This window comes from Actinobacillus genomosp. 1 (assembly GCF_029774175.1).
GTDB lineage: Bacteria > Pseudomonadota > Gammaproteobacteria > Enterobacterales > Pasteurellaceae > Actinobacillus.
On the sequence record NZ_CP103834.1, the window covers coordinates 131,774 to 144,700 of the forward strand.

The window sequence follows — 12,927 nt, forward strand, 5'->3', positions numbered from 1 at the left end:
GTTTATGGTTCAAGAATCGCAAACCATAATTGATTTAACTGATTAATGGCAGAATGATATTCTGCCATTTTTTGTTTAAAACCTTTCTCATCAAATTTTGTTGCTTGTAGATACAAGCGAAGAAAATCAGTTTGTTGTTGTTCGTTGAGTATCTGAGCATTCGCACTAAAAAGCATCGCAATCTCTAATGCAGGATCCGACACGGCACTATATTCCCAATCAATCAAATACAAGCGGTCATTTTTTTCAATAAAATTACCTAAATGCAAATCATGGTGGCAGATTGCTAATGTGAAAGGTTGAATCGTTTGAAACGGAGGGTGAAATCCCAATGCCGTTTGTTTTGTAACAGGGAGTTTTTGCCATAAAAATTGACAACGTTCGGCAAGATCGAGCTTTGGCAATGATTCGGCAATTGGAAAAAGATGTAATTCGGCAAGCTGCAATGCCAGTTTGTTTAATAATGATGAACTGAAACAGACAGCTGTATTACCTTCAATCCAAGTCAATAAACCGGAATTTTCATTGTAGTAATAGACTTTGGGAGTGAAAGTTAAGCGTGTTAGATAGCGTAAAATTTGTGCTTCTTGAGTGTAATTAATTCCGAAAGCTGTCGCTCGTTCATTTTGTCGGCGTAAAACAAATCGCTCGCCGGAGACGAGCTGGATCTGTTGGCTGCAAGCGGTCAAACCTGCTAAATTTTTGCAAAAAACGACCGCTTGTTGTTGGCTTTCAAGCCAATCAAGTGCATTCATCGGTTACCACGTAAATAGATACGATAATTGCTGCTTTCAGCGGTTGGTTTTTCAAGCGACAGTGTTTGTGACTGTTTACCATTTAGCCATAAACTCAACCAAGGTTGCATCGATATATTGTTATTGGTTTGTGTAACGCCTTGATTATCATACCAAAACAATTTATAGGATAAGTTAAGCGGATACTCAGTTAAATTCGTAACGGAAACTTTTTCACTTTTCGCATCAATTTCAATCTGTGTCGCAATTTGAGCTTCAACATTTACAATCGGAGCGGATTTCCCTTTGATATAACTTTGCGGATTACTGCCGCAAGCGGTTAAAAAAAGCGAAAAAACTACCAATGACCAATAAGATTTTAACTGTTTCATACTATTTGTTGTTTAACATTTTGCCTAAAGGCTCACCGCCGACTAAATGCATATGGATATGGAATACTTCCTGACCGCCATGTACGTTACAGTTCACAATTAAACGATAACCGTCTTCAGCAATGCCTTCTTCTTTAGCAATTTTTGCCGCCGCAGTAAATAGGCGACCTAACGCCAATTCGTCTTCCGCTTCGACATGGTTTACGGTCGGGATTAATTTATTCGGTACGATAAGAATGTGAGTCGGTGCTTGCGGGGAAATATCACGGAATGCAGTCACGAGTTCATCTTGATAAACAATTGCCGCCGGGATTTCTTTGCGAATAATTTTACTGAAAATCGTTTCTTCAAATGTGGTGTTTGACATAGGTATTCCTTATGAGAGTGTTGTTTAGAAATAATAATTCTCTAATTTTTTGGCAAATTTTGCAAAAAATTTTACCGCTTGCGCTTTTGAAAGTGCTTGCTAATTAGCACAATCACAAAAACAATCGATTGAATTAGAATAATTGTCGGGCCGGTAGCCGCATCAATATGATAACTCAAGATCGTACCTAAAGCAGATGAACTTATCGCAATCGTCATCGCTATTGCTAACATATAGTCGAATCGGTTTGATAATTGGTAGGCGGTAATTCCCGGGGCAATTAGCATTGCAACGACTAAGATCACACCGACAACCTGCATTGCACTGATGATGGTTAATGCTAAGAGCGCAAGTAAGCCGTAATGCAACAGTTTAACCGGTAAACCGATAACTTTAGCGTGGCTGCTATCAAAACAGTAAAGTAAAAAATCTTTACGTTTCAAGATAATAATAGCAAAAGTTGCTGTACAAATAAGAACGGTTTGAATTAATTCGGTTTGGGTCACACCGAGCAAATTACCGAATAATAAGTGAGTAAGATGTTGGTCGGTCGGTAAAGCGGTAAATAACACGATACCGAGTGCAAATAAGCCGGAGAACATAATCCCCATAATAGTATCTTCTTTTAAACGGGAGTTTTCTTTGAGATAACCGACAGAAACCGCACAAAACAGCCCTGAAACAAATGCGCCGGCAGCTAAAGGAAATCCTAGCAGACTGGATATTACCACCCCCGGTAATACTGCGTGCGAAATCGCATCGCCCATTAACGACCAACCTTTTAAAATCAAATAACAGGACAGTACCGCACAAACAGAAGCGACCAACACGGCTGTAAAAAGAGCGGTTTGCATAAATTCAAATTCAAAAGGTTCAACGAACCATAGCACTAACTCATTCATTGATCGCCTCCAAACGCTTACGTTTTTGACTGATTAAACCGTATTTGGGTGCAAAGCAAAAAGCCAGTAAAAAGATAAAAGTCTGTAAGCAAACAATCACACCGCCGGTCGCACCATTTAAAAAGTAACTGAGATAAGCACCGATTCCGCTGCTGAGGCTGCCGATAAGAATAGCAATAATCACTAAACGAGGGAATCTGTCCGTTAGTAAATATGCGGTCGCGCCCGGAGTAACTACCATTGCAATCACTAAGATTGCACCAACCGTTTGTAATGCGACTACGACACAAGCACTTAATAAGGTAAAGAATAATATTTTGTAGCGTAGAGGAGAAAGTCCTACGGATAAGGCGTGATGTTCATCAAAAAAAGTGAGCAGTAAATCTTTCCAAAATAAAATCAGAGCTAGTAACGATAATCCGATAATAATCGCAACTTGCCATAAGTCTTCATCCGCAATACCGAGAATGTTACCCATTACAATCGCATTCACATCAACTGAGGTGGGGTTTAACGATACAATAAACATGCCTAGTGCAAAGAATGTGGTAAAAATGAAGCCGATAACCGCATCTTCTTTTATTCGAGTAATACTTTTCACCCATAAAATAGAAAGAGCAGCAAGAATACCGGAAAAAAATGCACCGAAGGCATAAGGAAGTTTTAACGCATAAGCGATAGCAACGCCCGGCACTACGGCATGAGAAAGTGCGTCACCAATTAAAGACCAGCCTTTTAACATTAAAAAGGCAGAGAGAAAAGCACAAACCACACCAACCCCCATACTGACAAAAATCGCTTTTTGCATATAGTTATATTGGAATGGTTCGAGTAGTAGTTCTAACATTTATAAACCTAAGATTTTCTTCACTGGGGCGAAGCTCTTTCGGTGAAAAGGGGTTGCCCCGAATTGCGCCAGTTTTTCAAAATGTAGTTTAGTCGGATAGCCTTTATGCTTTGCAAACCCGTATTCCGGATATTGCTCATCTAATTCATCCATTTCTTTATCTCGGGCAACTTTGGCTAAAATGGAAGCTGCGCTGATTTCAGCAACTAAACTGTCTCCTTTTATGACCGCTTGTGCCGGCATCGGTAAAGTTGGAATACGATTGCCGTCCACCAACACGAAATCGGGCTGAATATTTAATCCGGCAACCGCTCGCTGCATGGCGAGCATCGTTGCGTGTAAAATATTCAATTGATCGATTTCTTCCGGTTCGGCTCGTCCTAAAGACCAACAAATCGCTTTTGCTTTAATTTCCTCCGCTAAAAGCAAACGCTTCTTCTCCGAAAGTTTTTTAGAATCGGCTAAACCTTCAATCGGATTATTCGGATCTAAAATAACGGCAGCGGTTACCACTGCACCCACTAACGGGCCTCTACCGACTTCGTCCACACCTGCGATCAAGTGGGCATTAGGATAAATGAAATTTGTGCTCATTGCTATTGATTCTTATTTAATTTTATTCTTCAGTTCTAAAATGACGCTGACTTTTGGTTTCATCACGGCTTTCAATCAGACGATGATAGTTTTCAAAGCGAATTGTATTAATTTCGCCTTTTTCGACCGCTTCTCTCACCGCACAGCCCGGATCCGATTTATGTTTACAATCTCGGAATTTACACGTGCCTAGTACCGATTGAAATTCACGATAACCAAGCGTGATTTGCTCCGGTTCTAAATGCCATAAGCCGAATTCACGGATTCCCGGCGAATCGATTAAATTACCGCCTTGCGGCAAATGATATAATTTTGAAGCGGTAGTGGTATGCTGACCTAAACCCGACGTATCGCTGATTGTGCCGGTAAGGGCATTAACATCCGGTAGTAATTGGTTGATTAGACTCGATTTCCCTACCCCGGATTGTCCGACAAAAATGGAAGTTCCTTGTGATAAATAGCGGTCTAATTTATCCATGTTTTCACCGGTATCGGCAGACAGACAAAGCGTTTCGTAACCGATATTTTCATAAATAGCCAACTGCTTTTGGACTTCTTGTCGTTCTGCTTCCGAGAGTAAATCAATTTTATTTAACACGATAAGTGCAGGAATTTTCGCTGTTTCACAAATCACTAAGTAGCGGTCAATAATATTGAGTGAAAGAGTAGGTAATACGGCGGAAACAATAATAATTTGGTCGATATTCGCCGCCATTACTTTGATACCGTCATAATAATCGGGACGGCTCAGCTCATTTTTACGCGGATAAATAGCTTCGATTACACCGCTTATTCCTTGTAACTGCTCGCTTCCTTTGCGCCAAGATACGTGATCACCGACCACAACATTTTTCAAGGTACGACGTAAATTACAGCGTACAATCTCTCCGCTATCCGATTCCACATCGGCGTGTTTGGCATGGCGGGTCACCACGATACCTTGTTGTACTTCGCCAAGCATATCGTCTTGCCATTCAAGCTCGGACTTAGTTATTTTTTTTCGGTGATTGGAATTGATTCTACGTTGCTGATTTTGAGTAAGTTTACGTTTGCTCAAAGGATTTCTCTTAGATTTAGATAGTTAAAATAGGGTTAAGGATACTATAAATCGAGTCGTTTATATAGTAGATGTTGTCAGCGGTTATGGATAAAAAAATTCTATATTTGAGGGGATAGATAAGAAATTTTAATCAAAATGTTGATCAACTACTGACGAGGTTTACTCATTCTGTTACAATAACAAAGATATAAACGAAAAAAACCGCCCAAACGGGCGGTTGATAAACCAAAAGGGTTCAAAATATACAGGAAGTGAAACGAGTAACTTAAAGTCACTCTAGTCTAGTTTCCTAGACCAATATGCAAACACAACATCATACTTAAAAATCTGAAATAGTTAAATTTACCATAAGAAATCGGAAACTTAAGCTATCACTATCCGTCTAAGTACGGCGCGCATTATAGTGATGTTAGACCAGTATGACAAACTAAAAATTTTAATTTTAACTATCAAAAAAAATAATGTAGTTGCACATTTGATTAATTAACCAAGAATAATTATCTATGAACAAAAGACTTCCCCCTCTCAATGCGTTAAAAGCATTTGAATCTGCCGCCCGCCATCTGAATTTTACCAAGGCGGCGGACGATTTATTTGTTACGCAAGCTGCAGTCAGCCACCAAATAAAGTTATTGGAAGATTTTTTAGGCGTTTCACTTTTTCATCGTAGAAACCGCTTATTAGAACTTACCGAAACTGGTGCGCAATATTTTGAAGAAATTCAACCGCTTCTCGAACAGATTGCGGTGGCAACCGAAAAAGTTAAACTAAAAAACAGCCGGCAAATTTTATCGATCAGTACCACGCCGTCGTTCGGTATGCACTGGTTGGTACCTCGTCTGAATAAGTTTCATAAAAAATATCCGGATATTGAAGTTCGTCTTACAACCGCTTCTCAAGACGAAGGTTTATTGGGTAAAGATATTGATGTCGCGATTTATTACGGTTCGGGGCATTGGCAAAATCTTGAAGCGATCGAACTTGTTCAAGCTCGTATTATGATTTTGGCATCGCCGGAGTATTTGCGTGATCATCCGATTACCAAACCTGAGGATTTAGAAGGTAAAAATTTAATTCACGTTTGTTCACATACTAAATGGAAGCAAATGGCGGAACACCTGAATTTAAACAATTTGGAAGCTGAATCCGGTCCGATGTATTCGAATACTTCGATGGGAATTCAAGCGGCTAAACACGGGCAAGGTGTTGTGGTCGCCAATAGAATCCTTGCGCAAAATGCGATAGAGGAAGGATCGGTAATTGAGGCTTTAACTACGGATGTTTATGATGAGAAAGCCTTTTATGTCGTTTATCCTCCGCAAATGGCCGAGGTGGCTAAAGTGAAACATTTTGTCGAGTGGATTACGCATGAAATTGAAGGAAGTTATAAATAATGAAGTATGAATGGGTTTTATTTGACGCTGATGAAACACTTTTTTCTTTTAATTCGTATTTGGGTTTAACCGCAATGCTGAAGCGGTACGGAATCGAATTTACACGAGAAGACTATGAAGCGTTTCAAGCGGTTAATAAACCGCTTTGGGTTGCTTATCAGAATAATGAGATTACGGCGCAAGATATTCAGACTAGACGTTTCGCAAGACTTTCGGCACAAACGGGTATAGATGCTTTACAGCTTAATCAAGAATTAATGGCGGAAATGGCTTTGGTAAGTAAACCGTTAGACGGAGTAATGGCTATGCTGGAGCAGCTATACGGTAAAGTGAAGATGGGGATTATCACTAACGGTTTTACCGAATTACAACAAAAACGATTGGCCAATACGAAAACCGAACGTTTTTTTGATATTGTAGTTGTGTCGGAACAAATCGGTGCGGCAAAGCCGGATCGACAAGTATTTGATTACGCTTTTACTTTAATGGATCAGGAAGACCGAACAAAAGTATTAATGGTAGGTGATACGCTTGCATCCGATGTTTTAGGCGGTAATAATGCGGGGATTGATACCTGTTGGTTTAATCCTACTAAAAGTAAGAATCAAACCCAAATTCGCCCGACCTATGAAGTTAGCTCAATGAGCCGGCTTATTGAGATTGTTAAAGGAACTGAATAATGAAATTACAGCAATTGCGTTACATCGTTGAAATCGTAAATCAAAATTTGAATATTACCGAGGCGGCGGAAACGCTTTATACTTCTCAACCGGGCATTAGTAAGCAAGTACGCTTATTAGAAAGCGAACTCGGTATTAATATTTTTGAGCGAAACGGTAAACATATTAAAGGATTAACGCCGGCGGGAGAAAAAATTGTCGCGATTGCGCGTGAATTATTGGTAAAAGCGCAAAGTATTAAATCGGTAGCCGAAGAACAAACTCGTCCGAATCGAGGCGTATTACGTATTGCGACACCGAATACACAAGCGCGTTATGTATTGCCGCCGATTATTGAAAAGTTCAAAACCAAGTATCCGGAAGTTAGCCTACAATTACACCAAGGATCGCCAAGTCAAATTTATGATGCGTTGATGGCGGGCGAAGTCGATCTCGCGATTACAACTGAAGCGCAGCATTTGTTTGAAGATGCGATTTTATTGCCGTGTTACTTATGGAATCGCTCCGTTATTGTGAAACCGGATCATCCGTTAGTGAAATTTGTGAACCAAAGTAAGAATTTAACGGTCGAAGAACTCGGTAAATATGATCTGATTACTTACACCTTCGGTTTTACCGGACAGTCGGATCTCGACCACGCATTTAATAAAGAAGGTATCTTACCGCACATTGTGTTTACCGCAACGGATGCGGATGTGATTAAAACTTATGTTCGTTTAGGATTAGGCGTCGGTATTATGGCGTCAATGGCGCATACGCCGGCGGATAGCGATTTGGTGGCGATTGATGCGAGTCATTTATTCCAATCCAGTATGACGCAAATCGCATTTAAACGCGGTACTTTCTTACGTAATTATATGTATGATTTTATTAATTATTTCTCGCCGCATTTAACTAAAATGCAAGTAGAAAAAGCCGAACAATTAAGAGAAAGCAATGCGATTCTTCGTTTGTTCGAAAGCACTAAATTAGAGGAAAAATAGATGGGATTTATTAAAAAAATTGCGCTTTCATTTGTTGCAATTTCTGCATTAATTTCAACCGCTTGGGCGGATGATTTCAATATTAAATATAGTTCGAATTATCTGATGCCGGCTTATGTACATTTTAAAAACGGCGGCGGTCAATATTCGATTCAATCGAAAATTAATGTACCGTTATATAACATTGTTTTCTCGGCAAAAGGGACGGAACGTAACGGTCAATTTAATATGCTGAGCTATCGTGATACGCGTAACGGTAAAACCTATGCGTTAGCCGAGATTGATTCTAATACGGTGAAATACGGTAAAGCGAAAGATCCGTTAAAACAAGAAGCATTAACTATGCCGACCTTTGACTTGTTTACCACTGCGTTTCAGTTAAGCTATTATGATCAATTACCGAATAGTTTCCAAACCACGAACGGTAAAAAATTATATCCGACACCGAATGTAAAATTAAACAAGGTACAAAAAGCCGTGACCGTGAAAGGTCAGACTTATCAGGAAATTACTTATAGTTTTAAAACCAGTGATCACAAAGCGATTACCGTGAAAAAATACGTAGGTGAAAAATTCCCTCGTTATATTTCATATAATCGTGACGGCGATAACTACGAGCTAACCTTTGATAGCTTTGTAAAATAAGCGAATGTTATAAAAAAACAAGCGGTCTGTTTTGCGCAATTTTTTGCAAGAAACAGACCGCTTGCTTTTATGGCTGAAAACTAGAAGTCTTCAAAATATTGTTGAATTGTATTGATGTCTTTAGTTTGAGTTAAAGCAAGTTGTAATAACACACGGGCTTTTTGCGGGTTGAGCGTACCTGATGCGACAAAGCCGTATTTAGAATCATCCACTTCCGCATCACGAGTGGTATAGCCGGTTGGCACTCGTGAAGAACGAACCACCGCAACTCCATTTTTCGCCGCTTGTTCAAGCAAGGCTAAATTCGCCGCATTCATATTACCGTTACCGACACCGGCAACCACAATACCTTGATAACCCGCATCTAATAAGGCTTTAAGCGGTTCGGTCGGCATATTGGCATACGCATAAATAATACCGACTTTCGGCAGTTCATTCAGATTATCAACCTTAAACGGAGTATTTAGCGTGTGCTTGCTTTCCGGTGCGCGTTCGTAATCGACTTTACTGTTATGAATATAGCCGAGCGTACCGAAATTCGGCGAGTGGAAGGTTTGTACGGCGGTGGTGCTGGTTTTAGTCACATCTCTTGCCCCTAGAACTTCATCATTCATCGCGACTAATACGCCGCGTTTGGCGGATTTAGCGTCTTTAGCCACCACAATCGAATTGTATAAATTCAACGGACCGTCCGCACTTTTCTCCGTTGCCGGGCGCATTGCACCGACTAAAACCACCGGTTTATCGCATTTTACCGTCATATCGAGGAAATATGCGGTTTCTTCCATCGTATCCGTACCGTGAGTAATCACGAAACCATCGGTATTGGCACATTGGCTATTAACGGTTTTCGCTAATTTTAGCCATACCTCATCACTCATATCTTGTGAGCCGATTTTGACTACTTGTTCGCCTTTAATGTTTGCCAACGTCTTCATTTCCGGTACGGCTTCGATTAAGGTATCAATGTTCAATTGTCCTGCTTGGTAAGCCGAGCTGACAGCACTTTGACCGCTACCGGCAATCGTTCCGCCGGTTGCTAAAATCGTAATATTCGGTAATTCCGCCGCATACACGCTCGACATTGCCATAGAAAGCACAACGGGTAAGGCAAGTTTTTTGAGTTTCATATAAGCTCCTTAAGATTAAAAAAGATACATAATTATCCCATGTAATCATAAGGAGATAGAAATACTTGCCTCTTATTCTTTGATCCGGTTCACAAAATTTATCCGTAAGAGAAGCGGGTGAATTTTTTCGTTTTATTGCAAAACAAAGTTGTAAAAAATTGGTTAAATTTGACCGCTTGTTGATTTTTCCGATAGCCAAAAAATACGTTTTACTATATACTAGGCTCCCGTCCTGATAGTTTTTATTTACTATCCATTCCGAATTTCTTATCTATTTAACTGATTAATCAAAGGCAGACAAAATGGCAACGAATTATATTTTCGTGACGGGCGGTGTTGTTTCATCTTTAGGCAAAGGTATTGCCGCTGCATCTCTCGCATCAATTCTCGAAGCTCGTGGTTTAAACGTAACCATTATGAAGCTGGATCCTTATATCAACGTCGATCCGGGTACAATGAGCCCAACGCAACACGGTGAAGTGTTCGTCACGCAAGACGGCGCGGAAACTGACTTAGACTTAGGTCACTATGAGCGTTTTATCCGTTCTAAAATGAGCAAAGCGAATAACTTTACCAGCGGTAAAATTTACTCTGAAGTATTACGCAAAGAACGTCGCGGCGATTATTTAGGTGCGACAATCCAAGTGATTCCGCATATCACCAATGAAATTAAAGAACGTGTGATTGAAGGCGGTAAAGGCCGTGATGTAGTTATCGTGGAAGTCGGCGGTACGGTGGGCGATATCGAATCGTTACCGTTCTTAGAAGCGTTACGTCAGTTAGCGGTAGATGTCGGTCGTGAAAAAACCTTATTTATGCACTTAACTTTAGTGCCGTACATTCCGACCGCAGGCGAAGTGAAAACCAAACCGACTCAACATTCGGTAAAAGAATTACTTTCAATCGGTATTCAACCGGACGTGTTAATTTGTCGTTCGGATCGTGCGATTCCAAGCAACGAGCGTAAAAAAATCGCCTTATTCTGTAACGTGCCGGAACGTGCGGTTATTTCATTAAAAGACGTGGATTCGATTTACCGTATTCCTGAATTACTTAAATCACAAGGCTTAGATAGCTTTGTTTGCGATCGTTTCCGTTTAGATTGTCCGGAAGCGGATTTAAGCGAATGGGAACAAGTGCTTTATCGCCAAGCGAATCCGACCGGTGAAGTAACTATCGGTATGGTGGGTAAATATGTTGAATTACCGGACGCGTATAAATCGGTAAACGAAGCGTTAAAACACGCCGGTTTAACCAATCGCTTAACGGTAAATATCAAGTATATTGATTCACAAGATATCGAAACCAAAGGTGTTGAATTACTCCAAGGTTTAGATGCGATTTTAGTGCCGGGCGGCTTCGGCTACCGCGGTGTGGAAGGTAAAATCCGTACCGCACAATATGCACGTGAGAACAAAATCCCTTATTTAGGTATTTGTTTAGGTATGCAAATCGCACTCATCGAATACGCACGTAATGTAGCTGGCTTAACTCAAGCAAACTCATCTGAATTTGACAAAGATTGCCCGCAACCGGTAGTCGGTTTGATTACCGAATGGCAAGATGAGTCCGGTAATGTGGAAACACGTTCCGATGATTCGGATTTAGGCGGTACAATGCGTTTAGGTGCGCAACAATGCCACTTAATCGAAGGCACGAAGGCACGTCAAGTTTATGGTGCGGAAACCATTGTTGAACGTCATCGTCACCGTTATGAAGTAAACAATACGTTATTACCGCCAATCGAAGCGGCAGGCTTAAAAGTGAGCGGCTTATCGGCAGACCGTAAATTAGTGGAAATTATTGAAATTCCAAACCACCCATGGTTTATTGCGGCGCAGTTCCATCCGGAATTTACTTCAACACCGCGTGACGGTCACCCGTTATTTGCCGGATTTGTAAAAGCGGCGAAAGACTATCAAGATAGCCATAAAGCGTAATCAACTATTGCTATAAAGTGAGGCGAGTTTTATACTCGCCTTATTTTTTACAAAAAATAACCAAAATTTAACCGCTTGATTACATAAAAGGAGAAAATTATGGCAGATCCGCATATTAAATCCCCGATGGATTTTTGGGATTATCTAACCGTTATCGTCTATCGTCTAGGTTTTGTGGTAGCAAGTATTATGGTGTTATTGCTCCCCTATCAAACCGAATTGTCTTCGTCCGGCTTATTTATTGCCGGAGCGATGTTAGCTTCCTCGCTTCATCTTTATTTGAAACAATTCCGTTTTATTTTTCAGTTTGTGGCATGGATAGGTTTACTTTGCCAAATCTTCGGTTTTCCAATGCTTGCTTTAGGGGCAATGTTATTGGTTATCGGTGGTCTGAGTTATAAAGAATATTTTTGTTTTAGAGTATTCGGCTTAAATTTCCAACCGCTTCTTGTGGCGGTACTTTGGCTGGCATTGTTGTTGGAGCAAGTATTATTATACCAAGTGGTCAGTGCGATAAGCGGAGTATTATTAGTGGTACTCAGTATTCAAAAATGGCGAATGCCGTTACATTTCGATATCGGCGATAAGACAAAATTTGAGATTTAGCGATGAAAAAAACGGCATTTAAGCCGTTTTTTATTGCAACTATTAACGTAAAAATGCCGGAATTTTACTTTCGTAAGCTGCGATAGCAGCTTCGTGTTGTAGGGTTAAGCCGATATTATCTAACCCGTTTAATAAACAGTGACGGCGGAATTCGTCTAATTCGAAGCAGTAAACTTTGTCACCGACCGTTACCGTCATTGCTTCCAAATCAATATGGATTTGTTTACCTTCGTTCGCCCATACCCATTGGAAAATTTCTTCCACTTCTTCTTCGCTTAAGCGAATCGGAAGCATATGATTGTTTAAGCTGTTGTTATAGAAAATGTCCGCAAAGCTCGGGGCAATCATTACTTTGAAACCATAATCGGCTAACGCCCAAGGTGCGTGCTCGCGAGAAGAACCACAGCCTAAATTTTTACGAGCCAGTAAAATAGTCGCCCCTTGATATTGCGGGAAATTTAACACGAAATCCGGATTTAATTGAGTTTCTTCCGCATCTAAATAACGCCATTCGTGGAATAAATGCTTACCGAAGCCGACACGAGTAATTGCTTGTAAGAACTGTTTTGGAATGATTGCGTCAGTATCCACATTCGCCGCATCAAGCGGAACGACTAAACCTGAGTGTTGTTTTAATCCTGCCATTTTTTTAT

15 protein-coding genes are annotated in these 12,927 nt (G+C 40.5%); 6 read left to right on the forward strand and 9 right to left on the reverse strand.

The window, feature by feature from the left end:
- Positions 1–2: 2 nt before the first annotated feature.
- The 7 genes from NYR63_RS00645 to rsgA form a co-directional block, all read right to left on the reverse strand.
- Positions 3–755: a phosphotransferase family protein gene (locus NYR63_RS00645; protein WP_279457693.1), complete on the reverse strand. Its 753-nt coding sequence runs from the start codon at positions 753–755 to the stop codon at positions 3–5.
- Positions 752–1,126: a YcfL family protein gene (locus NYR63_RS00650; RefSeq protein WP_279457694.1), complete on the reverse strand. Its 375-nt coding sequence runs from the start codon at positions 1,124–1,126 to the stop codon at positions 752–754. The genes NYR63_RS00645 and NYR63_RS00650 overlap by 4 nt, the downstream gene beginning before the upstream one ends.
- A 1-nt stretch (position 1,127) precedes the next feature.
- Positions 1,128–1,493, reverse strand: coding sequence for a purine nucleoside phosphoramidase (hinT, locus tag NYR63_RS00655; RefSeq protein ID WP_115586527.1), 366 nt, complete (start codon positions 1,491–1,493; stop codon positions 1,128–1,130).
- Between the two features lie 71 nt (positions 1,494–1,564).
- Positions 1,565–2,395, reverse strand: coding sequence for a metal ABC transporter permease (locus tag NYR63_RS00660; RefSeq protein ID WP_279457695.1), 831 nt, complete (start codon positions 2,393–2,395; stop codon positions 1,565–1,567).
- Complete coding sequence (locus tag NYR63_RS00665; RefSeq protein WP_279457696.1) at positions 2,388–3,242, reverse strand: metal ABC transporter permease; 855 nt, start codon at positions 3,240–3,242, stop codon at positions 2,388–2,390. Before NYR63_RS00665 ends, NYR63_RS00660 begins: the two co-directional genes overlap by 8 nt.
- Positions 3,243–3,836, reverse strand: coding sequence for a ribonuclease HII (gene rnhB, locus NYR63_RS00670; protein ID WP_279457697.1), 594 nt, complete (start codon positions 3,834–3,836; stop codon positions 3,243–3,245).
- Between the two features lie 22 nt (positions 3,837–3,858).
- Positions 3,859–4,893 (reverse strand): small ribosomal subunit biogenesis GTPase RsgA, encoded by a 1,035-nt coding sequence (gene rsgA / locus NYR63_RS00675; RefSeq protein WP_279457698.1) that lies wholly within the window; start codon positions 4,891–4,893, stop codon positions 3,859–3,861.
- A 506-nt stretch (positions 4,894–5,399) separates the two neighbouring features.
- On the opposite strand from rsgA, the gene NYR63_RS00680 reads away from it, so the two are divergent.
- From NYR63_RS00680 to NYR63_RS00695, 4 genes are read left to right on the forward strand one after another with little or no spacing between them, the layout of a single operon-like run.
- A complete protein-coding gene (locus tag NYR63_RS00680) occupies positions 5,400–6,290 on the forward strand; it encodes a transcriptional regulator GcvA (protein WP_279457699.1) in 891 nt (296 codons plus the stop codon).
- The gene (gene yjjG, locus NYR63_RS00685) at positions 6,290–6,970 is read left to right on the forward strand and encodes a pyrimidine 5'-nucleotidase (RefSeq protein WP_279457700.1); all 681 of its coding nucleotides are present in this window, start codon (positions 6,290–6,292) and stop codon (positions 6,968–6,970) included. Before NYR63_RS00680 ends, yjjG begins: the two co-directional genes overlap by 1 nt.
- Positions 6,970–7,953, forward strand: a complete 984-nt coding sequence (cysB, locus tag NYR63_RS00690; RefSeq protein WP_279457701.1) for an HTH-type transcriptional regulator CysB — start codon at positions 6,970–6,972, stop codon at positions 7,951–7,953. Before yjjG ends, cysB begins: the two co-directional genes overlap by 1 nt.
- The gene (locus tag NYR63_RS00695; RefSeq protein ID WP_279457702.1) at positions 7,954–8,598 is read left to right on the forward strand and encodes a hypothetical protein; all 645 of its coding nucleotides are present in this window, start codon (positions 7,954–7,956) and stop codon (positions 8,596–8,598) included. It abuts the gene before it with no gap.
- Positions 8,599–8,678: 80 nt separating this feature from the next.
- Here NYR63_RS00695 and ansB read toward each other — a convergent pair whose 3' ends face one another.
- On the reverse strand, positions 8,679–9,728 hold the full coding sequence (gene ansB, locus NYR63_RS00700; RefSeq protein ID WP_279457703.1) for an L-asparaginase 2: 1,050 nt from the start codon (positions 9,726–9,728) through the stop codon (positions 8,679–8,681).
- Between the two features lie 302 nt (positions 9,729–10,030).
- Between ansB and pyrG the strand changes: the two genes are divergently transcribed.
- Positions 10,031–11,668, forward strand: a complete 1,638-nt coding sequence (pyrG, locus tag NYR63_RS00705; RefSeq protein ID WP_279457704.1) for a glutamine hydrolyzing CTP synthase — start codon at positions 10,031–10,033, stop codon at positions 11,666–11,668.
- A 99-nt stretch (positions 11,669–11,767) separates the two neighbouring features.
- On the forward strand, positions 11,768–12,274 hold the full coding sequence (locus NYR63_RS00710; protein WP_279457705.1) for a DUF2301 domain-containing membrane protein: 507 nt from the start codon (positions 11,768–11,770) through the stop codon (positions 12,272–12,274).
- Positions 12,275–12,316: 42 nt separating this feature from the next.
- Here the strand turns inward: NYR63_RS00710 and leuD are convergent, their stop codons facing one another.
- Positions 12,317–12,919, reverse strand: coding sequence for a 3-isopropylmalate dehydratase small subunit (leuD, locus tag NYR63_RS00715; RefSeq protein ID WP_279457706.1), 603 nt, complete (start codon positions 12,917–12,919; stop codon positions 12,317–12,319).
- Between the last annotated feature and the right edge of the window lie 8 nt (positions 12,920–12,927).